The 21,951-nt window shown below is 42.3% G+C and carries 23 protein-coding genes; 9 read left to right on the forward strand and 14 right to left on the reverse strand.

The annotated features are described in order from the left end of the window. Window position 1: 1 nt before the first annotated feature. From EDD74_RS05355 to EDD74_RS05365, 3 genes are read right to left on the reverse strand one after another with little or no spacing between them, the layout of a single operon-like run. Window positions 2–847 carry a carbohydrate ABC transporter permease gene (locus tag EDD74_RS05355; RefSeq protein WP_116441413.1) on the reverse strand — a complete coding sequence of 282 codons (846 nt, stop codon included), beginning with the start codon at window positions 845–847 and terminating at the stop codon, window positions 2–4. Next, complete coding sequence (locus EDD74_RS05360) at window positions 844–1,746, reverse strand: carbohydrate ABC transporter permease (protein WP_116441331.1); 903 nt, start codon at window positions 1,744–1,746, stop codon at window positions 844–846. The genes EDD74_RS05355 and EDD74_RS05360 overlap by 4 nt, the downstream gene beginning before the upstream one ends. Then, window positions 1,688–4,000: an ABC transporter substrate-binding protein gene (locus EDD74_RS05365; protein WP_116441330.1), complete on the reverse strand. Its 2,313-nt coding sequence runs from the start codon at window positions 3,998–4,000 to the stop codon at window positions 1,688–1,690. Before EDD74_RS05365 ends, EDD74_RS05360 begins: the two co-directional genes overlap by 59 nt. 168 nt (window positions 4,001–4,168) lie before the next feature. Here EDD74_RS05365 and EDD74_RS05370 point away from each other — a divergent pair, with 168 nt between their 5' ends. The 6 genes from EDD74_RS05370 to EDD74_RS05395 all read left to right on the forward strand — a co-directional run bounded on the left by EDD74_RS05370 (window position 4,169) and on the right by EDD74_RS05395 (window position 8,866). Continuing rightward, entirely contained in the window at window positions 4,169–4,855 is a 687-nt protein-coding gene (locus tag EDD74_RS05370; RefSeq protein WP_008975025.1) for a response regulator transcription factor, read from the forward strand. Beyond that, window positions 4,855–6,177: a sensor histidine kinase gene (locus EDD74_RS05375; protein WP_116441329.1), complete on the forward strand. Its 1,323-nt coding sequence runs from the start codon at window positions 4,855–4,857 to the stop codon at window positions 6,175–6,177. Before EDD74_RS05370 ends, EDD74_RS05375 begins: the two co-directional genes overlap by 1 nt. Window positions 6,178–6,390: 213 nt before the next feature. Further along, window positions 6,391–6,906: an ATP-binding protein gene (locus EDD74_RS05380; RefSeq protein WP_116441328.1), complete on the forward strand. Its 516-nt coding sequence runs from the start codon at window positions 6,391–6,393 to the stop codon at window positions 6,904–6,906. A gap of 129 nt (window positions 6,907–7,035) precedes the next feature. After that, window positions 7,036–7,479: a GNAT family N-acetyltransferase gene (locus EDD74_RS05385; protein WP_116441327.1), complete on the forward strand. Its 444-nt coding sequence runs from the start codon at window positions 7,036–7,038 to the stop codon at window positions 7,477–7,479. Between the two features lie 120 nt (window positions 7,480–7,599). After that, window positions 7,600–7,908: a hypothetical protein gene (locus EDD74_RS05390; protein WP_116441326.1), complete on the forward strand. Its 309-nt coding sequence runs from the start codon at window positions 7,600–7,602 to the stop codon at window positions 7,906–7,908. Between the two features lie 91 nt (window positions 7,909–7,999). Beyond that, complete coding sequence (locus tag EDD74_RS05395) at window positions 8,000–8,866, forward strand: AraC family transcriptional regulator (protein ID WP_016440808.1); 867 nt, start codon at window positions 8,000–8,002, stop codon at window positions 8,864–8,866. Here the strand turns inward: EDD74_RS05395 and EDD74_RS05400 are convergent. The 6 genes from EDD74_RS05400 to EDD74_RS05425 form a co-directional block, all read right to left on the reverse strand. Next, window positions 8,854–11,079 carry an alpha-galactosidase gene (locus EDD74_RS05400; protein ID WP_116441325.1) on the reverse strand — a complete coding sequence of 742 codons (2,226 nt, stop codon included), beginning with the start codon at window positions 11,077–11,079 and terminating at the stop codon, window positions 8,854–8,856. The two genes, EDD74_RS05395 and EDD74_RS05400, sit on opposite strands and share 13 nt — an antisense overlap. A 171-nt stretch (window positions 11,080–11,250) precedes the next feature. Beyond that, a complete protein-coding gene (locus EDD74_RS05405) occupies window positions 11,251–12,402 on the reverse strand; it encodes a Gfo/Idh/MocA family protein (RefSeq protein WP_116441412.1) in 1,152 nt (383 codons plus the stop codon). 236 nt (window positions 12,403–12,638) lie between these two features. Further along, complete coding sequence (locus EDD74_RS05410) at window positions 12,639–14,327, reverse strand: phosphoenolpyruvate carboxykinase (ATP) (protein WP_008975012.1); 1,689 nt, start codon at window positions 14,325–14,327, stop codon at window positions 12,639–12,641. Window positions 14,328–14,581: 254 nt separating this feature from the next. Continuing rightward, window positions 14,582–15,598 (reverse strand): LTA glycolipid anchor biosynthesis glycosyltransferase, IagA/BgsA family, encoded by a 1,017-nt coding sequence (locus EDD74_RS05415; RefSeq protein WP_242990092.1) that lies wholly within the window; start codon window positions 15,596–15,598, stop codon window positions 14,582–14,584. Next, on the reverse strand, window positions 15,501–16,754 hold the full coding sequence (locus tag EDD74_RS05420; RefSeq protein ID WP_116441323.1) for a glycosyltransferase family 4 protein: 1,254 nt from the start codon (window positions 16,752–16,754) through the stop codon (window positions 15,501–15,503). The genes EDD74_RS05415 and EDD74_RS05420 overlap by 98 nt, the downstream gene beginning before the upstream one ends. A gap of 19 nt (window positions 16,755–16,773) precedes the next feature. Next, the gene (locus EDD74_RS05425) at window positions 16,774–17,373 is read right to left on the reverse strand and encodes a TVP38/TMEM64 family protein (RefSeq protein ID WP_116441322.1); all 600 of its coding nucleotides are present in this window, start codon (window positions 17,371–17,373) and stop codon (window positions 16,774–16,776) included. 359 nt (window positions 17,374–17,732) lie between these two features. Between EDD74_RS05425 and EDD74_RS05430 the strand changes: the two genes are divergently transcribed. Next, the gene (locus tag EDD74_RS05430) at window positions 17,733–18,182 is read left to right on the forward strand and encodes a GNAT family N-acetyltransferase (protein ID WP_008975007.1); all 450 of its coding nucleotides are present in this window, start codon (window positions 17,733–17,735) and stop codon (window positions 18,180–18,182) included. An 81-nt stretch (window positions 18,183–18,263) separates the two neighbouring features. Here the strand turns inward: EDD74_RS05430 and EDD74_RS05435 are convergent, their stop codons facing one another. After that, window positions 18,264–18,551 carry a YerC/YecD family TrpR-related protein gene (locus tag EDD74_RS05435; RefSeq protein WP_008975006.1) on the reverse strand — a complete coding sequence of 96 codons (288 nt, stop codon included), beginning with the start codon at window positions 18,549–18,551 and terminating at the stop codon, window positions 18,264–18,266. Between the two features lie 89 nt (window positions 18,552–18,640). Continuing rightward, window positions 18,641–19,366, reverse strand: a complete 726-nt coding sequence (locus EDD74_RS05440) for a phosphatase (protein WP_008975005.1) — start codon at window positions 19,364–19,366, stop codon at window positions 18,641–18,643. A gap of 210 nt (window positions 19,367–19,576) precedes the next feature. On the opposite strand from EDD74_RS05440, the gene EDD74_RS05445 reads away from it, so the two are divergent. Then, window positions 19,577–19,882, forward strand: coding sequence for a hypothetical protein (locus tag EDD74_RS05445; protein ID WP_008975004.1), 306 nt, complete (start codon window positions 19,577–19,579; stop codon window positions 19,880–19,882). A gap of 6 nt (window positions 19,883–19,888) precedes the next feature. After that, complete coding sequence (locus EDD74_RS05450; RefSeq protein WP_008975003.1) at window positions 19,889–20,365, forward strand: hypothetical protein; 477 nt, start codon at window positions 19,889–19,891, stop codon at window positions 20,363–20,365. A 110-nt stretch (window positions 20,366–20,475) separates the two neighbouring features. On the opposite strand, the gene EDD74_RS05455 is transcribed toward EDD74_RS05450, so the two are convergent. From EDD74_RS05455 to EDD74_RS05465, 3 genes are read right to left on the reverse strand one after another with little or no spacing between them, the layout of a single operon-like run. Beyond that, window positions 20,476–20,769 (reverse strand): DUF2325 domain-containing protein, encoded by a 294-nt coding sequence (locus tag EDD74_RS05455; protein ID WP_008975002.1) that lies wholly within the window; start codon window positions 20,767–20,769, stop codon window positions 20,476–20,478. Between the two features lie 27 nt (window positions 20,770–20,796). Next, window positions 20,797–21,228 (reverse strand): flavodoxin, encoded by a 432-nt coding sequence (locus tag EDD74_RS05460; RefSeq protein WP_008975001.1) that lies wholly within the window; start codon window positions 21,226–21,228, stop codon window positions 20,797–20,799. A gap of 57 nt (window positions 21,229–21,285) precedes the next feature. Next, complete coding sequence (locus tag EDD74_RS05465) at window positions 21,286–21,879, reverse strand: DUF3793 family protein (protein WP_008975000.1); 594 nt, start codon at window positions 21,877–21,879, stop codon at window positions 21,286–21,288. Window positions 21,880–21,951: the final 72 nt, after the last annotated feature.

The following is a 21,951-nucleotide window of genomic DNA, read 5'->3' on the forward strand; positions in this document are numbered from 1 at the left end:
TCTACTCCTTTAATCCTGATGCAAGAATCCCCTGCTCTAAATAATTCTGCCCACAGGCAAATAAAAATATCGAAGGCGCCATGATCAGAATGGATGCCGCAAATGCGCTCCCCATATCGCTGACCGTGATATTTGATAAATACAGAGAGACCGGAAGCAAACTCTTTGTCTTTAGAAATGTCATCGGCGCCTCGATTGCATTCCAGTATTCTAGAAAATTCAAGATCAAAGCAGATACAATTCCCGGCATTCCAAGTGGCAGGCCGATATAGAAAAAAGATGCCGCCGCCCCTGCCCCGTCTACTTTCGCCGCCTCCAGAAGCGAATCCGGTATCTGCTGAAAAAATTTTGTCATCAAAAATACCGGAAAGGTGGCAAAGACCCCCGGAAGGATCACTGCCCAGTGCGTATCCAGCACAGAAAAAAAGGACAATACGGTATATCCTGATACCATCGTCACTTGAAACGGAAGGATCATCAGGATCATATACAGATACAAAATAACCTTTCTTCCAGGAAACCGGTATCTGCCAAGCGCCCACGCCGCCGGAAGTCCAAACAGCAGCTGTCCTGCCAGCACAGAAAAGGTCTGTCTGCACGAGTTCCAGAACATCACAAAGAAATCCGGACTGTCCAAAAGGAGCTGTAAATATGCCTTCAAAGTAGGATAAAGCGGGAATAACTTCCACTGAAGTTCTCCGTCTATGCCATATAGAACACTCCCATAACTTTCTTTTAGTTCCTCCGGCCCCATGAAGGAACCCGCTGCCAGAAGCAGAACCGGAAAAATCAGGTTCACAACAAACAGTGTTAACAAGATCCTAACTGCTACTTTTCGTTTCTTCACATTCCTCTCCCCCATTTCTCCTCGATCTTCTGGCTGCCAATCAGGATTAGCCCAAGTATCAGCGCCAGCATCACCGCTGCCGCCGTCATCTTCTGCATATCCAGTTTCAAAAACCAGTTGTTAAACAGATTCTGCAACATGTAAATACTGTCATGCGGATAATTCCCTGCAATCATATATGCCTCACGGAATACTTTAAATGCATTGACCAAAGACAAGATTCCAGTCAGAAATGCGGTAGGAAGCAGTAGAGGACAAGTAATATGTACAAAGCACATAACTCCATTCGCGCCGTCCATCTTTGCCGCCTCATAAAGACTGTCCGGAATCCCAAGCAGGCCGGAAATCCACAAAATCATATCGTATCCAAGATTCTTCCAGAGATACACTGCCACAAGAACCCCAAAAGCTTTTGGCGTATTCATATAATCCGCTCCCCGGACCCCTGCCTGCTCTAGAAGTTCATTCAGAATCCCTCCCTTATCAAAGAACAGCTGCCAGAACAAAACGACAGATCCTGCCGGCACTGCCATCGGAAGCAAAAATCCGCTTTTTAAAATCCCACTCTTTTCCCCTGCACGCAAAAGCAACAGCCCCAGGAAAAGTGAAATACTCAGCAGAAGCGGAAGGCAGACGGCCAGAAACCTGACCGTGTTGCCTGCCGCCAGCTCAAAAGCGGTATTTTGCAGAACACTTTTATAATTTTTCAGCCCGACGAATTCACTGCCCACCGCATTTAAAAAAGATCTGCGCACAACGTCTGCAAATGGGAGCAGAACAAATATACATACTCCGGAAAGACTCGGCGCCAGCAATATCCACGGAGTGATCCGCTCTCTTCTATTCTGAAAGATAGATGTCCATTTTTTCACCCAATGTCTTCGCTGCTTCTTCTGCACTAATTGTTCCTCCAAAATATTGTTCTGCACATTCAAGGAATGTCTTTCGCACTGACAGTTCTATAACCAGAGGCGTCTTGACCTCCTTTGCCATCTCAAGCACCGGTGTGATCTGTTCCCTTGTCGGATATCCGTAGGAATGCATTTCTCCTCCGGTAAATCCAATGCTGAACATTTCTTCCCCTGCTCCCTTTTCTGCAATGTCCGCCAGCTTCTCCAGACTTTCTGTGCGGACCGGAAGTCCTTCCACAAAATCCTGCTGCTGAATTTCATCACTTAACATGATTTCCATAAATTCTTCTGCCAGTTCTTTTTCTTTAGAGGAAGCATTGATTCCCATCCGGTTTCCCGGCAAATACAACTGATGTGGATTCCGGATAGAAAGCCCTGGCTGTGTTTCCAATACATCACAGATAAGTGAAATTTGTGCCAGTCCATATAGATCATCTACCCCCGTAAAACTTGTATCCTCATATAGTTCCATCATGCCGATACCGGAAAATGGAGACATGGTATTTCCAGATACAATGCGGTTTTTAAAGTAGGTACCCCACTGCATTTCCATATCTTCTGATTGACTCTCATCGATAAGCTGTCGGGACAATTCCAGAAGCTCTGCGATCTTCTCCTGCGAAAAAGTTCCATCTTCCTTTTTCAACTGCTCATAATTTACCGCAAATAAAAGATAAGCAATCTGCTCATAAGCCGCTGCACCGACAATCTTTTCTCCCGGATGTGCCTTCAGAAACTGTTTGACCGACTCCAGGCTGTCAAGTCTTGCGATTGCTTCCTCCGTACCATAAAATACCGGAAGCCGGAAAGTTGCCGGGAGCTCATAAAGTTTACCGTCCTTCTTCATTCCTTCTGCCACGCCGGATACCAACGTCTGTTCCTTCACTTTCTGATCTGCAAATGCTGTCAGATCCTCCAGAATTCCTTTTTCTATATAAGAATCGACCGGAAGATCATCGAGAAACAGTACATCTGCGCCTTCCTGATTTAGCAGACTTGTATTCAACGCGTCGATATAGTCTTCCGGATTTCCTTCTTCTTCCCGCTTCATCGCATACTGATAGTCTACATCTACTTCCGGATGCTTTTTCTCAAAGGCTCTGACTGCCGCCTCTGCCATACCACTCTCATACAGACCGTATACCGACAGTGTCTTCTCTGTCTTCGTACTCATATGTTTATCATAATAGTAACGGCAGACAGAAAATGTATTCGCCGGATAGCTCTCATAGACTCCGTAGAATTCTTGCTCTCCGGCTGCCAGGAAATTTTTGATCGTGAGTGACCCTGCTGTTTCTCCCATGCTTCCTCTGCTGCCATCATAAATCTGCTCTCCAATACTTCCGTTTTCCTTGTAGACAGAGATCCCCTTGTCACTTGCAATATAGTATGTTCCATCCTCTGTCACATCCAGAAATCCAAATCCTGATTCTGCTCCTTCCACTTTTGTGTGGGAAGTTTCTTCTCCCGTTGTCACATCATAACTCACCAAACTTTTCTGATCCTGCCCAAGTGTTGTGACTGTATTGCCGCTGAGACAGATCATGCCATCACTGTTCGTAAGGATCTGATGACTTGGCAACGTATATGTTTCTTTCCCAGTCGCCCCGTCATACAATACAATATTGGAGGAAATTGCTTCGACTAGCGCAATCGTTCCATTCTCTGCAACGCCTAGATAATACGGCATAAATCCTCCATGTTGCTCCTGATATTCCAGGTCCAGACTTTCCACCGGCACTTCCTGGGTCTCTCCCTCCGATGTGTGACGGTACAGATATGTCGGCTGTGGCGGAAGAATCACTTCCCCATCCTCCGATGTTGTCATGCCAGACTCATCCATCTCCACAACATCATTGGTCATCAGATATAAATTCTGATCCTCCCCCTGCAAAAGATAATTTACATACGTGTCCGCGTCAATTCGCTCTTCCACCCATGTTTCCTCTTGCTTCTTCCAGTCATCCTTTCCTTGCTGCGTGTAAGAATATACTTTTATCCCTTCTCCTTCCTGCTCTTTCTGTGTATAGACGGACAGCTGTTTTTCTTTATTTAAAAAACTCCCGAGATAGATCTCCTCCTCGCCCCACGGACCTTTGAGCTCTTCTTCTACATATCCTCCTCTTACTTCTTTTTTATCTTTGTTCTCCCCTTTTTTCTCTTCTCCTTTTGCACATCCTGCAAACAATCCGGCAGTCATTGCCCCGCAAAGGAAAAGCGCGGTCATTTTCTTCCATTTCATGCTTCTTATCTCCTCTCTGTTCTGTTGTTTCTGTATTTATCATAGCAGGGAAATCTCTAAAAATCTTGAAAAGATCCAAGATGTTTTTGGAGATTTTTTAGAGATTTGTATGCTACAATGTACACAGATACAAAACCAACATCAAAACAGCTTGGGAGGATTTATTTTATGCGAATTTTATTAGTGGAAGATGACATTTCTCTGTGCAAGGCACTGATGATCCATCTGAACAGTCAGGGATATGAAACCGATGTCTGCCACAACGGCACGGACGGTCTTTCCTACGCGCTTCAAAATACTTACGATGTCATGATCTTAGACCGGATGCTTCCGGAGCTGGATGGTCTGACACTTCTGTCCGCCATCCGCAGGAAAAACATTTTCACTCCGGTGATCCTGGCCACTGCCATGGACTCACTCCAGGATAAAATCAGCGGTCTGGACTGCGGAGCCGATGACTACCTGACAAAACCTTTTGATGCCGAAGAACTCTTAGCGCGCATCCGCGCACTCGCAAGGCGTCCGGCGCTTTTCAAAGAATCCCCGATTCTTTCCTATGGAGATCTGTGCTTCGACCCAGAAAAGTTGGAACTGTCCACAAATGAAAAAACTTTATCACTGTCTAAAAAAGAAGGCAGTCTGATTGAATATCTGATCAAAAACAAGGAGCAAAATCTCCGCCGCAGCCTGATTCTTTCCTATGTCTGGGGCGCCGATGCAGAAGTAGAAGAAGGAAACCTGGACAACTATATTTATTTTCTAAGACGGAGACTACGCGTCTTGAAAAGCCGGGTGCAGATCAAAACAATCCATGGGGTAGGATACCGCCTCGAAGAATTACAGGAGGAAGCCTGATGTTCCGGACTCTGCAGAAAAAACTGACATTTTTATATACCATAACAACTGGAACCATTCTCACTGTGATTCTGATCGTTTGTTTCTTCTATATGAAGACTTCCGTGGAATCCAGATACCAGTCCCAGTTTTCCGACTTGTTTTTCACTATTTCCAACCGGTTTCGGACAGAAACGTTTTTCACTGATTCCTGGCTATCCCAGATGGAACTGGATAACAAGCTGCTGATCCGGATTGAGGAAAATGGCGCCGCCTTGCAGTTTCCGGGAGCTTTTCCTGCTGAAACGGATCGGAATCTCCTCTTTGAAATAGCCGAAAAAGAGGCGGCAACTGACGGAGTCACATTGCAGGCAGCCACGTCTCTCTCCCCTCTGCAGTCGTCTGTCTTCCAGATAAAAGGAGCGCATAACGATACCTATCTCGGCATATATCTGATCGAAACTACTGTGTTCCATCATAAATCCCTGCTTGTCCTGCAAGATGTGACCTCCTTATCCAGTCAGCTGACCTGGCAGATCTTTTTCTTTCTGCTTGCTGATTTGGCAGGTATTTTCTTTCTCTACCTCGCAAGCTGGCACACAGTCGGAAAAACACTGCTTCCACTAAAAGAAAATCAGAAAAAGCAGGCTGAATTTATCGCTGCTGCCTCCCATGAGCTGCGCTCCCCGCTTGCAGTCATTCAGGCAAGCGCCTCTGCGGCACGGACTTCCCCAGAAACTACAGAACAGATGCTTTCCAACATTGAAAAAGAATGTTCCCGCATGGGAAACCTGATCAAAGACCTCCTTGTTCTCGCAGCCTCAGACTCAAAAAAATGGCAGCTGACTATCGGAAATCACGACAGCGACACCTTGCTTCTGGATGTCTACGAAACATTTGAACCCGTCTGCCGCAGCAAAGGCATGGCACTTCATCTGACACTGCCGGACATGGAACTACCGCGGATCCACTGTGACAAAAACCGTGTGATACAGATCCTTACCATCCTTTTAGACAATGCCGTCACCTATACACCTTCCGGCGGAACCATTGATCTCAAGGTTTTTATAAAGAAACGGAAAATCTGCTATCTGGTCGCCGACCATGGAAAAGGAATTCCCGACGAAGAAAAAGAACGGATCTTCGACCGTTTCTACCAGAGTGACCGAGCAAGAAAAGAAAAAGAACACTTCGGCCTCGGGCTTTCCATCGCAAGAGAACTGGCTGAACTCCAGAAAGGAAAACTGACTGTAACAGACACAGAAGGAGGCGGGTGTACCTTCCTTCTGCTGATTCCTGCTACCGAAGAATCCTACACAGTAAGTTCCACTTCCGCCAGATAAAACAGTATGGGATAAATAATTTCCAATGTGCCGTACCCTCTCTTGCTTTAGTCATGGAGTATAACAAAAGAGCAGTTATCGGCAACACCCGAAAATAATTTATACAAAAATTCTCTGATGAAATTTTTTATCTCTTTCGAATATAAAACAAATGACTCCTTCATTTGAACATGGTATAATTGTTTATAAAAAGAATTGCAGAGGAGGATTGCAATGATCATTTTAATCACTGGCGCCTCTCATACCGGCAAAACCGTGCTTGCTCAGAGGCTGCTGGAAAAATACCATTACCCTTATCTTTCTATCGATCATTTAAAAATGGGACTGATCCGCAGCAAGCAGACCGAACTGACTCCGATGAGCGACCATGCGGATCTTACTGCATATTTATGGCCCATTGTCCGAGAAATGATCAAAACTGCCCTCGAAAACAGGCAAAATCTGATTGTGGAAGGATGCTATATTCCTTTTGACTGGGAAAATGATTTCACAGAAGACTACCGGAAGCAAATACGATATTACTGTCTTGTGCTAAGTGAAAACTATATCCGGAATCATTTTGGTGATATCAAAAACTATGCAAACATCATTGAAAACCGCCTCGATGATACCTGCTGTACATTAGAAAATGTACTGGCAGATAATGCACAGATATTAGAAATGGCAAAGTCCTGTCATGTGAATTACATACTCATTGATGAGAAATATGCAATTGATATTGATTTGTAAGAATAAGAACTGGTGTAAAAATTATAAATGTAAATGGTTCATACTATTTTTTTCTATCTGATCGACACTCCCTATCGCTAAAGCAAGCGGTTTTACGACACATTAGATAACCGAGAAAGGAAGGTAATTATGAAGCCTCTTATAATTGATTCCGAAATCACTTTAATTCCTTACTATCCAAACTATGATACTGCGCTCCCATGGTATCAAGATCTGGATGTATGCAGGCAGGTTGACAACATTGATTGTACCTATTCTCTTGAACGGCTGCAAAAAATGTATTCATTTCTCAGCACCCACGGAGACTGCTTCTATATCCAATATCGGGGAGTGCTTGTCGGTGATGTCACACTCCGCAATGATCAGGAGGTTTGCATTGTTGTATGCAAAGATTATCAAAATAAGCGGATTGGAAGACGCTGTATCCTAAAAATGATTGAACTTGCAAAAGAAAAAAGAATGGATCAGATTACCGCAGAGATCTATCCTTTTAACACTCAGAGTCAGAAAATGTTTCTGTCTATCGGTTTTGTAAAAACTGGAGAAGAGACTTATACATACCAGCTTTCATAATAACTTTAAGGAGCTGATCAAATTTATGAATATTGAATTACTGCCATTTTTCAAGCAGAAGCGATTGTACAAGAATACTCTGAATCCCTCTATATAAAATCATGCACTTAGGAGGCCATCATGCAACAATATAAAATTACCTTTGGCGTAGAATTAAATGCGGAAAAGTTATGTGCTATCGAACGTGACTTTGGCATTCCGGCACATTTTGATACCATCTATATCGAAGCAAATTCTCCAAGACATGCCATCCGGCTTTTTTGCGAAAAGTATGGTATTTCCCGACGCATCATTCGGACATCCGACTTGTTAAAAATAGTATACGTCGTAAGGCCAGGAGGAAAACACGGATTTTTAGGATTTCGTGTTTCCGGTTTAGAATGGAAGAAAGATTTTGAAACACTGCAGAAAAAGTCCTTCTTTCACTAATCACAGATATCCACAGTATATTCTTTTCTACTGGAATTTCATCCAGACTGTACACATGTTTCTCATTTATTCAGGAGGTCCTATTTTTACTATGAAGCTATCAAAAAAAATCCCGGAATACATTCCTGCTGACTCCTATCTGGAGGTGTCTAACAGTTTGTTCCGGGATATTTATACTCTATTTTGCGGAAGGCAGAAATGTCCTTCTCTCTATTCTTTCGGCCCCGCGGTGAGGGAATGCTATCTGCTCCACTTCTGTCTCGACGGCTGCGGAGATTTCTATGCAAATGATCAACACTACCATCTTGAAAAAGGACAGGGCTTTCTGATCTGCCCAAATGAGCTGACGTTCTATCAGGCGGATGAAGCGCATCCGTGGACCTACGCATGGATTGGACTTTCTGGAGAACAGGTATCTCACTATCTTGACCTTGCAGGCATTTCTTCCCGAACCCCGGTCTTTCGCTGTCCTGATGTAGATCTGATCCGATCTGATATCGATGATATGATCGCACACCATACACTAAGTTATTCTTGTGAAGTCCATATTCAAGGGGTCTTAATGAAGATTTTGTCCTATCTGATCGAAGTATCTTCGCATCCAAGACAGAAAGAAGAAAATGGCAACAGCCTCTATGTAAGCCGCGCCATTTCCTACATTCATAAAAACTATCAGAATCCGGTGTCTGTTCAGGAAATTGCAGATTATCTTTCCCTGAACCGCAGCTATCTGACAGAGCTGTTTGTACGCACACTACATTTGTCCCCTCAGCAATTCCTGATGAAATACCGGATTACAAAGGCGGTTGATTTTCTTACCTACACCGACTTAAGTGTAGAACACATTGCCTGCTCCTGCGGTTACGCAAATATATCTTCCTTCTCAAAGGCATTCAAAAAAGTGACCGGGATCAGCCCTTCACAGTATCGAAATGAGCATCAGACTTACACTTCCTGAAGGAAATATAACCGAGACTGATAATCTCCATTTCTTCCGTTATATTTTTCTCCATTCTGCCCTGCAGCTGCATCAGAGACAACAAGCCCTGCCTGCATCAGTTCATCACCGAAAAGAATTTCTTTCCGGTCACTGATCTGATAGGCAGCTCCTTCCTTTAGTCCTGCCAGATGCAATCGCTCAAATCCTGCATTCACAGGTTCCAGCACACGATAATAACCAACCAGTGCCTGCCTCTGATCTTCGGATACAACCATCCATGCTGTCACATTTCCCTCAAACGGGCTTTTCAGACGATAAAACGTTCCCTTCTGAATCAATTCTCTATGCGCCTTCATGAACACAATCTGCTCTTTGATTTCCTCCAACTCCGCTTCTTCCATCGAAGTAACGTCAAGTTCATAACCAAATGTACCAAAATAAGCTACATTTGCCCGTGTGTTTAACGGAGTATTCCTCAATACCTGATGATTTGGCACAGCAGATACATGGGATCCCATACTGCTTACCGGATAGACAAATGAAGTTCCATATTGAATCTTCAGACGTTCTACAGCATCTGTGTCATCCGAAGTCCAGCATTGTGGCGCATAATATAGAAGTCCCGGATCAAATCTTGCACCTCCGCTGGCGCAGGACTCAAATAGAATCTCCGGAAACTGCTCCGTCAATTTTTCATATAAATGATATACTCCGAGAATATATTTATGGAAAACAGATCCCTGCTTTTCTGCCTCGGAACCATGTGAATAGATTTCCGAAATGCTCCTGTTCATATCCCATTTTACATAAGAAATCGGAGCTTCTTTCAAAAGTTTCTCCATCTGACCGTAAATTCCCTCTACTACTTCTTCTCTGGAGAAATCAAGCACAAGCTGATGCCTTCCGACAGAAACATTCCTTCCCGGTGTCGATAAGATCCAATCCGGATGTTCCTCATACAACCTGCTTTTTTTGTTTGTCATCTCCGGTTCAAACCACAGACCAAACTTTAATCCCATCGCCTCAATCTTCTTGGCAAGTCCGGCAATCCCTCCCGGGAGCTTCTGCAGATTCGGATACCAGTCGCCCAGAGAGGTGAAATCGTCATTACGCTCTCCAAACCATCCATCATCGAGCACAAACAGTTCAATTCCCAGTTCTTTTGCTTTTCCGGCAATCTTTAAAATCTTCTCCTCATTGAAGTCAAAATACGTTCCTTCCCAGTTATTGATCAGAATCGGTCTTACCTCGTCTCTGTATTTTCCCCGCACCAGTCTTGTCCGGTACAACTTATGAAAAATCTGGCTCATTCCATTGAGACCCGCATCAGAATAGACCATCACTGCCTCAGGTGTCTGGAACGTTTCTCCTTTGTTTAATTCCCAAGAAAAACGATCCGGATGGATTCCCATTGTAATTCTTGTCACATCATAAGTATCCACCTCTGCCTGTGCGAGAAAATTTCCGCTGTATACAAGGCTAAATCCAATCGCTTCCCCGAAAGTTTCCGTTGTCTCCGGGCGCTTTAATGCAAGGAACGGATTATAATTGCTGCTGCTAGATCCTCTCATGCTGTACACCGCCTGAATCCCATGCTCCAGCTTCCTTGTTTTGACTGCACGCTCTCTTCCCCATGCTCCGGTCAGTTCGATCATCTCATATTGCTTATCCGGCAGATCCAGACTCAGGCTCATCGCACGATCAAGAAGAATACTCTCCTCCCCTTTGTGATGAAATCTTGCATTTCTTGCAATAGCCGGAAATTCTTCATAGATTGTATACGTCAAGATCAATTCTGTCTGAATCAGTGAATCTTCCAGTGTCACCTCAAGTGTCACTGCTTCTTTCTCTTCTTCCACATAAGTGGCCGGAAGACCTTCTAACCTTGGCTTTCCATTGTAAAGTCGATGACTTTTATAAACAAATTCTGTCACTCTGCTTCCGTTTTTTTGCAAAATCTCCTGGGCCGGATATCTCATATCTCCGCTGCCATAAGCCGGATACTCTTGACGGATATGTTCCATCGAAAAAGTACTGTCATCTTCAAATGTACATACAGACATTGGTCTGTCACAAAATTCCAAAAGATGATTAAAACTCTCCCTGTCTCTGAGCCGCTTCCCAAAATATAACTGTCCAAGCTGTCCGTTTTTTAAAATCGTAAAAATATAGCTGATTTTTTCGTTGAACAGATGAAAATTTCTACTTTCCTCATGATAAATTACTGGCATCTGATCTCCTCCTTCTCAAGTCATCCAACCGCCTCTCTGATGGACTGCACCACCCATCTCTGTTCGGTCCTATCGCTGCATCTACTGATTTCTATTATATCGGAATCTGTCCCCAGTTCAATTTGCAGATGTCGGTATTATTTGTCCAAATGTTGGATTTCAAAATTTTATCTAAAATCCATAAAAAATGTGTTCTTCTTTTCCATTCTCCGCCGCTTTCTTCGCAGCAAGACAAGCAGCTGCACTTGCAAGCCCTGCACATAAATCCGACCTGCTCTCCTTCCCTTCCAGAACATCTACATAAGCTTTTGCAAGCTGCTCATCTCCCCCAAAATGTACCAAGCCTTCTGGATATGTAAACCTATGTTCTGCACTGTGTTTTGCATCATAATAGTCTACTCGAAGTGTCGCTGTATAAAAGTCAAATTCTGCACTTGCTTTCGACCCTATAAAGCGCGCTCCCCGTCGTCCAGCATTATCTTTGACAAAAAATGTCTGATGATAGGAAATAATCGTTCCATCTTCACAAGTGAAGATCGCCGCTCCTACATCCTCATTTCCAGTATCTTTTGCAAAACAGCAATATTTCCCGGTAGGTTCCTCTTTCCGCTCTGTTTTCACAACAAAGCTACTTTCCGGACAGGTATGATATTCGCTGCAATCCTCACAGCAGAGCCCTGCTTCTTTTTCTCCTTTGAAATACATTTTTGCAGTCTTTGCCACAACACTCACCGGACGTTTCCCCAAAATGTAAGTAATATAATCCATGTCATGTGTTGATTTCTGTAAAAACAGCCCTCCCGTCAGGGAATCATCCCGATACCAGCTATGATAGTAAACACTGCCATACGGCACATGATTCGTTGCTTGTACGGACAGAACTTCTCCCAGTTCTCCACTATCCACTAATTTTTTCATTTCTTTTACAATACAAGTAAACCTAAGCGGAAAGGATACAACTGTCTGTCCGCGCATCCCTTCCGATGCATGCAGCAGGCGCTGGTACTGTTCTTCATTAATGCAAACTGGTTTTTCTAAAAACAATGGTATCTTTTTCTGAAATACCAACTCCGCATATTTCGTATGTTGATTGCAGCGTGTTCCGATCAGCACACCATCTAACCTTTCTTTTCCCAACATCTCTTCCGCTGTTTCATAAAAAACAGTCTGTGCAAATTCTGCTGTCTGTGCAAATGCTTCCTGCTTCTGGCACCAAAGTGGATCTGCAACTGCAGCAACCTGAACTGGTGCTTGGATTCCTTGAAATGCTTTCATCATCGTTTCACTTCGCAAACCATATCCTATAATCCCTAATTTCTTCAATCTTATTTCCTTCTTCCTTAAAATTTCTTTTCTATTTTTTCTGTTGATACTTATTATTACCGGAACCGCTCTCTCCGTCAATAAAAAATCCTGATACACTGACAAAAATGTTTACCCTTCACTTCTCTTTCCAAAAATAGACAAAAAATACCCTGACCTCCTCTCTTTTTTAAGGTATGGCCAGGGTATCTTCATGAAATCATTTATTCTTTTTTCGAACAGTCAACTGGCAATATCTAAACTTCTGCTACCAGTTTTTTCAGTGCTTCCAATGCTTCCTCCGGAAGTTTGTCGTATCCGTCTTTGTTTACGGCAAATCCTTCTACTGCATTGACACGATTCTGCATTGCATTCTTTAACTGTGCCTTGTAATCTTCGTCATTCAGATCCGGAACAAATCCTTCCCATTCCATGATCTCAATGTCTTCAAAAGCTCCCCACTGTTTGAATTCTGCTTTTCCTTCTACAATTGCTTCTAAGATTCCAAGTGTATCTTTTGGCTGTACTTTCTTGCCCATGAAGTCACCTGTATTGACGATATAGCAGTCTACATTCTTTTCTTCCACTAATTTTTTGAACTTCTCATAATCATTTACCAGTGGATATGTTCTGAATGGGTTTGCATATGGAACGATACGGAGTGCATTTAAGTCTGTTCCTGCTGCAACACGCTCTGCTGTGGATGTCTTTGTTGCAAGTGTCGCTCCCATTACGGATGCAAGTGCAGCTCCTTTTAATTTTACTACCGGCGGAATAGTAGGATCTTTCATGATCCAGAAGATTGCATTTACCGGAGCATCAATCTTATCTACACGGTTCGGTGACCATAATTTTGACTTGATTGCACGTCCGTTACCATTTCTGATATCTTCTGTCACTAACTGGATATGTCCTTCTTCGTCCATAGTAGCAGAACAGTTCTGAGCAGATAATAAATACTGATTATCCGGGCATCCAGTTGGATAATCTGCTGTCTTATCAAAATAAGTCGGTTCTAATGCTACCGAAGAACATGTGTCTGTATTGATAATAAATGCATCATCATGTAATACTGTAATCGGATATTTTCCACCATGTTTTGCATGTGTCAGTGTAGATTTACCTGATCCGGAAAGTCCGAATACAGATGCTACGAACTTAGAACCATCCGCAAGTGTGTATTCTTTCTGTCCACCATGGCAGGAAGCATATCCGTTTCTATTTGCGATTGCCCATGCCATTGTCAATGTTCCTTTTTTATGCTCTCCGAAATATCTCATACCTAAGATACATGCGCAGTTCTCTGCAGTATCAAAATAGCATAAGGTCAGCGGATCACTCAGACAGCTGAAATCTACGTCCGGTCTTTCCTGTGGAATCCACTGTGGATCTGAGAAAATATAAATATCCGGTTCTTTTCCCTCTCCGACTGGTTTTGATTTCTTATACATTTTCACATATTCATCTGACATGTACTGGAAGTTGAGCATCCAGTTGTACATGATATTCTCTTCGCCTTCCGGAATCAGAAGATGTGCTTTTACCATGAATTCTGGGTCAAGACCTACGAATACTTCTGCGTGGTACATTGTTTTCCAACGTGATTCATAGATAGCATCCATCGCTACTTTGTCAAGCTTTGCAGAATCTACTCCCGGCTCTCCTTTGATCCGGCGAGCTGCTGCGTAACGTCCTGTTACTGCTCCGTCATTGAATAAAAGAACTTTTGCATCTTTCTCAAGACCAAATTCTTCTCCTCTATATACAGGCATATCTGTCACGATTGTTCCTGGTGAATTTTTTGCTAACTCATAAGCTTCTTTTAAAGTATTTACTTTCACTACATTGTTTCCATAAAATGCAGCTTCGATGATAGAACGTGTTTTTGAAAAACCTGGTTTTCCAGCACCGATTTCGTTAATTGGATAATAAGCTTTTGTTGACATATTCGATATCCTCCTTAAATTCCGAATTTGCATTCATTATCTCATTTTGTTTTCAAAATGTCAATCTTTTTATTGAAATTTTACAATATTTATCATTCATTTATGCCTCGTTTTTTTGTTGAATTTATCGAAAAACTAAGAAAAATGCAGGATTATTTTTATTTTCCTGCATTTTTATTGTATCTCATGTGTTTTTGTCCTTTATTTACGTGGCACTCACATAGTATTATGCAATTTATTTGTTAAAAAATTCACTATGCATTCTTTTTGCAAAGTGCACTGTAATAATATTTCAATTTTTTCGCCTGACAAAGCACATCCCTCTCCTTTGCTCTCATTCTACCACCATCTGTCAAAAGCGGGATCTGACACTGCAATATCTGATGGACACGCACCCAGAATTCATCGTTATTTTTACATTTATACACATCCCGCCCATCCTCAAGCCAGTTTTTATAAACCGGAATATCTCTTAAAATAACCGGAATCTGCGAGGAGAGTGCTTCCAGTACAACAATTCCTTCTGTCTCCTCATACGATGGAAATAAAAAGAGATCACAACTGCTGTACGCCTTCTTTAACTCTTCCTTTGGTACATATCCTGCAAATGTCAGATTCGGCAAATCCGTGTGAATCGCATCTCTGACCTTCTTGGGAATCTGAAGTTCTGGTGTATATCCAAACCAAATAAACTGATACTCCGGCATTCTCCCTGCCAGTTCCACAAAGTCAAGAATTCCTTTTCGTTCAAAGTACAGCCCAACCGACATTACAATCTTGTCCTCGTTGCGAAATCCATATTTTCTTCGAAAAGACTCTCGATCCAGTACATTTTTCTGGAATTCACAAGTATCCACTCCGTTTGAAATCACTTCTATCGGATTCTTGATCCCATATCCGTTCAATAGCGATTTTGAATATTCCGTCGGTGTCAGAATCAAATCTGCCATCTGATAACATTTCATGATCCACCATTTAAAAAGAGGCGCCGTCAGATTGGATCCCACAAAGGAGTTTCGAAAATCTTCCTTTGTCGAATGGGCATGATACACTACTTTCTTTCCTTCTCTTTTTGCCTTCTTTGCCATATGATAATCACTCGGAAATACCGTATTTAGATGCACAATATCAAAATCTTCCCGAGGATCACAGGTCAGTTCTACCTGCTCCGACTTAAGAGCATTTTTTTGCATGAACATTGCACGTCCGACTCCACTTCTCGACACAATCTTCTCGTTTTTCGCGTAAAGCAATACTTTCATTTCTCTCATATCCTCCTCTCCATACTTCCTTTTGATACAGGTTCAGTACCATATTTCCAAACTGCTCTGTCCCGAATTTCCGTGCGTTGTTCCGGCTATGCTCCGCTGCCTTTTCCATCCACAAAGGCTCCTTTAAGATACCGCTGACTATCTCTGAAAATTCGTTTAAGTTCTCGTAAGAATAACCATTTCCGCCTTCCTCGAGTACCCCGTACAGGCAGGCATCTTTCCTGCACACAAGCGGTAATCCACTCGCCATCGCCTCTATATAGGTAAGTCCCTGTGTCTCACTTGTCGATGCACAGACAAAAAGATCTCCTAACTGATAATAATTTGCTATATCTTCCGGTGCTGCCATCCCGGTAAATTTTACATAAGTTCCAAGTCGAAGTTTCTCTGTCAGTTCCTCTAGACTTTCTCTCGCTGGTCCATCCCCGACAATCAGCAGCCGCACATTTTCCCCATGTTTGACCAAATGACACATGCCATAAATTAATTCATCGACCCGTTTTTCAAATCCAAGTCTTCCAAGACTTAACAACACCCTCGCCTCCTGTGGAATATCATACTTGATCCGAAGCTGTTTGATTTTTTCCTCCTCACACGATTGCTGAAATTTATCGAGACAGATTCCTGATGGAATCACCGTAATTTCACTCTCTGTCAATCCATATTCTCTGAGCGTACGTTCCACCTTCTTTGTTGGAGCAATCACAGCATCTACACAAGACAGCCGCATTTTCATCCATTTTCCAAGCATCTCTCGACTTACGTTTTTTCCAAACGGAACATACTCTGTATACTGCTCATACAACGTATGATAAGTATGCAGCAATACTGCTCCTGTTTTCCTTGCAATTCGTTTTGCAAAGCCAAAACTAAAAAATTCACACTGACTGTGAATGACATCTGGATTCCACTCGATAATCTCCTGCACATATGCCCTGCCCCGCGATACTGGAATTCGCACATCCGGATAGATTTTTGCCGGAACAGAACGAATATAGTACACATTTTCCATCTGATAGGTACTGCATGTATCCGACACTGCAAGAATCTTTACCTCGTGTCCGTTCTTCTCTAATTCCCTCTCCAAATTCAAGACAGATGTCACGACACCGTTGATTGCAGGCCTAAACAAATCTGTTGTAATAAGTATCTTCATAATGCTCTCCTCCTTCTGTCTATATCAACTGCAAACCACTGATCCACGTTCCCGCATAAACAAGTGCCAGACTATAGATGGCAATCGATCCTGGTTTTCCAAGTAAAATAATGGCAGAAAACCGCTTCCATGACATCTTTGTAAGTCCCGCCAACATACACAGAAAATCATCCGGCGCACATGGAAAGAAAATCGCAACTGCAAAAAACTTATCAAATTTCTTTCCTTTTTCAAGCCATTGTGCATATTTTTCATATGTTTCTTCTTTGACAAAATATTTTACAAAACACTGTCCATACCGCCTTGCAAGATAAAAATTAATCATCGATCCAATCACAATCCCGATATAATTGTATAGAAGTCCCATCCATGGTCCAAACAAGATCACACCTGCTGCACAGGAAATCCCGCCAGGGATAATCGGAACTACCACTTGTACCATCTGAATGAAGATAAAGAACAGTGGTCCAAAGATTCCTCCCCGCTCTATCAACATTTCCATCTTCGTCCGGTCTGTAAACAGTCCGTTCTGCATTCCATATATTACAAACAATACCATTGCTGTTATGCTGATTGCTGTAAAAAAATGAATCGTATATCTCACTGATCGCTTACTCATCTACATACCCCCTTTTGTATACTCCTTATCATATCAGCATAAATTTAAGTTATCTTGAGGGGATTATTAAGAAAAATGAAAGATTTTCTTTGGATATTCAAAATACAATCCGACCTTTATTTTTTATAGATTTTATCTGGTTTTCATTTCTTTCATCTGCGTTTTATGATACAATCTACAAAACAGCGAATCATGAAACTTTTTGTTTTACCTGATTGCCAACAGCAGGGAAGAGGAATCAAAATGGATCAAAATCAATCTTGTCTGTTTACTGTACGCTACTCAGAATCTATTCTAAAACTATTGCTCGAAAAATGTAGTAATGCACATGTAATAACAGTAGAATAAAGGAGTTTTTTATGATAGAGATAAAAAAAGTCACTACAAACAAGAAACAATATCTGCCTCTTCTGCTCCTTGCAGATGAGCAGGAGGATATGATCGATCGCTATCTGGAACGTGGTACTATGTACATACTGGACGACAATGGAGTCAAAGGGGTCTGTGTTGTCACCGATGAAGGTGATGGTATTCTGGAGATAAAAAACATTGCAACGGATTCGCATTTCCACCGGAAAGGCTATGGCAGAATGCTGATCAAATTTATAGAGGAAACCTACCACAATCAGTATTCCATCCTCCAGGTTGGTACCGGAGACAGTCCGCTTACCATTCCATTTTATGAAGCCTGCGGATTTGTCCGCTCCCATGCAGTAAAAGATTTTTTTGTTAAAAACTACGACCATGCGATCTATGAATGCGGCATTCAGTTAAAAGATATGATTTATCTTCAAAAAAACCTCGTATAGAACCAAAAAAGAAGCAAAAACCATTGCAAGATTCTCTCCTGCAAGGCTTTTGCTTCTTTTATTCCGTTCTTTTTTCTCTTTCTATTCTCCGATACGCTCAAATACCATATCGTATCCATCATTTCCATAGTTCAATGACCGATTGACACGGCTGATCGTCGCTGTAGATGCGCCGGTCTTCTCGGCGATCTCCAAATATGTCTTCTGTTCCCGAAGCATCTTGGCCACCTCAAAACGCTGTGATAATGACATTAACTCATTAATCGTACAGATATCTTCAAAGAAAGTGTAACACTCGGCTTTATCTTTCAAACTCAAAATTGCATCAAACAATAGATCTGTCGCTTCCGTCCTAATCTGCTTACTCATTCTTTTCTCTCCTTTGTCAGACTCTTATCTGTCCTCTATTTTATCACAGTAAATTTGTAAAGTCCACTGATTTTTTCATCTGACAACTCCTATCCCTTTGGACATCTTCCTATATACTTTTTCAATTTCTCTATTGACGTATTGACGATCAGTTCCTCCGGGAATCCACATTCTCGCACAACTTCCAGAGAATAACGCACATTTCCCACATCACTATCTACATGTGCATCACTGGCAAGTGTCACAGGTACTTTATATTTTTTGCAAAGTTCCAAAATCGTATGTTGATTCTCACGCGCATTCTGACGGAACCCTCCCGGTGTCAGAGAGGAGTTATTCACCTCTAAGATTTTTCCATACTTTGCAGCAGCCTCCACGATTTTTTCATAATCTACCGGGATCCTTCCGTCGTCGGGATGCCCGATGATATTCACATACGGATTTTCCATCACTTTTAAATAAGCTTCCGTATATGTTTCCTTAGTTGCACCTTTTGCAAAACATGGCAGATGCAGACTTGCAATGACAAGATCCATCTCTTTTAACAGTGCTTCTGAAAGATCAATTGTTCCATCTGCATCTAAAATATTTAACTCCACACCAAAAAGCATCTCCACTCCCGACATTTGCCGCGGAATCACTTTTAAATTAGAAAAATAAAATGGATGACAGGTTCCCGGCATCGTTGGAGCATGTTCTGTAATCGCAAGTCCTTGCAATCCCTTCTTTGCAGCTGCCGATGCCATTTCACGAATCGTACAGTATGCATGTCCGCTCGCAATCGTATGTGAATGTGTATCTATTGCAATCTTCATAATACTTCCTCTTTTCTATCTCGATTTTTTTATTTTTGCTCATTCTTCTTACCTGAGTTCTCTCTTGACAGTTTTTATTATATCATTGCCTTTCTGCATTTGAAAACATAATTTTTCTCCTTTCCGCTCATACTATTTATGATATCTTTTCTATCTTAAAAAAAATTATTACCGGATATCAACGACTTACAGACGGGAAAGGAGTTTTTTATGAAACCAATTACTGAACAATCTGCAAAAGGCGGTACAGCTGCACCTGCCGGAAAAATCTCTTCTGATACTCAGCCAATTTCCGAACAAACACTAACCAATCAGGAGATCATTGACTCTTACGATTATCTTTCTTCTGCAGCTTCTGCATGGGACTGCACAGGACTGATCCCTTCTGCACCGTCCTCCTCTGCTGAACTGGAATCCTATGAGGCAATCTATCCGTTTGAACCTCCTAAACTGGATTCGAATGAAAGTGGTGCCACAAAATATTCTTCTGCATATACTGGTGAAAAACAGGAGTAATATTTTATGCCTAACTTTTCTTTTGTCCCGCTGGAAGGAACGATTCAAAACATTCGCCCTTTCGGCGATGAATGTTGCAGCTCCCTTGTCACTTTACAGACATCTGAAGGTACTGTCACAGTTGTCGTATCAAGTGATACGTATGTCATCAGTGAAGTACGCCTTCGCCGCGGCATGACTGTCGCGGCTTTTTACGATGCCCAGGTTCCTGTTCCACTTATCTATCCTCCTCAGTACCGTGCTGTCATCCTTGGGAGAAAGCAGCCAAATGAAACGATCACCGTAGACTATTTTGATGAAACTCTCACAAACGACGACAATACACTAAAACTAAATGTTTCCCCCGCCACCGACATCGTCGGATCAAATGGGCAGCCATTCCGCTGCTCTCTTGTGGATCGCCTTTTAATCGTCTATTACACAAATGCCACGAAAAGCATTCCCGCTCAGATCGTCCCGAGGAAGATTATTGTTATGTGCTGACTTCCTTGCACAAAACTCTGTTTTGATCCGCTACGGCACGAAACACAATGCAAAAGGCGGCAGTTACTTCTGCCGCCCACAACTACTTTTTTCTTATTTTTACTATCCTCTTAGCAAACAGAAGAAGCACATACATTCTCAAGAATCTCTGTCAATGCACTCTTGCTGCTTGTATGACATCGCACAATGTCTGCGTTGCATTTCTCTGCTTCTGCAACTGCACAGCGTACCATCTTGTGAGATACGGTATTCGTAAACAAGATCAGCAGATCCGGAGTGCCAATCTGTTCACTTAGATTTGCAGACATCTGTGTAAATACTTTCGCTTTACACTTATACCCTTTACATATTTTTTTATACTGACAAACCATCCGGTCATGGCCTCCTACAATTACAACGCTCATCTTTCTGTCCTTTCTTTTCTCTTCTGTCTACAAAGCTGCAAGATTTTTCCCGAGCTCTTCACACTTTTCCAATGCCTCCTGATCCGGTGTCTCCTGACAGATCACACCTTCTCCTCCGATGACATTTGCTCCCGCCTGCTGCATACGCGCTTCCCAGTCTCTCATCCATTCTCCATCTCCCCATCCGTAAGAACCAAACAAGCCAACTGTCTTTCCTTTCACAAATGCTTCCAATGTTTCCACAAAAGGCTCCATCTCTGATTCTTCCAGCACTTCCGCTCCCATCGCCGGGCAGCCAAGTGCAAACACTGCCTCTTCCTTTAATTCTTCTGGTGAGATGCTCCCCACCTCTACAACCGCACTTTCTTTTCCTTCTGAACGGATTCCCCTTGCGACCGCTTCAGCCATCGCCTCTGTATTTCCTGTCTGTGACCAATATACTACATAAATTTTATCCATGATCTTCCTCCTTATCTTTTCCTTGTCTCTGCTTCTTTTTTCATCGACAATGTATTTTTATGCCACACATCCCCGGACTAGTTCTTCTATCCGAATCCCTCTGGCAACCGCTTGGATCAATGCTTCTTTTGCCTCTTCAAATGCCTGAAACAGGCAAATCTTCTCTCCCATATTCGTGTATACTTTCCAATATCCTGCATAAAGATAATTTTTGCCTTTCTGCTCTATAAATCCTGTGACATCATCAAGCGGATATCCAAGAAGCAGCCCCATCTCATGCGGAAACATTCCTCCTGCTGTCATATAAGATTCGTAACGTTTCTGAAAGGTATACAAAATAGCTCCTAATGTCAGCTGCTCATATCCTTCTTTCTGAAAGAAATCCCTCATCTTTGGATGTTCTATCACTTGTTCTAGATCTTTTCTGCGATATAGGAGATACGTGATCTTTTCTGTCGTCCGAAGTAGCCGGAAATAAGAGATTCCTGAGTGCTTCAAAACTATTTTTACTGCTGTTTCATTCTCCGCTGGAATGATAAAAAGATTAGAAACTTTCAGTCCCATGATCAATGGTGCGCATTGCAAAGCAAGCTGTGTTTCGATCTTTTTGAAATCCATCCCCTTCACAAGTTCAAATATTTCCTGACTCATGTTTCCTCCTTCTCTTGTTAGTTATTTCTAATTTATGTTTATATTATCTAATTCAAGTTGATTCGTCAATAC

Origin of the sequence: Faecalimonas umbilicata, from assembly GCF_004346095.1 — a bacterium.
Lineage (GTDB): Bacteria > Bacillota > Clostridia > Lachnospirales > Lachnospiraceae > Faecalimonas > Faecalimonas umbilicata.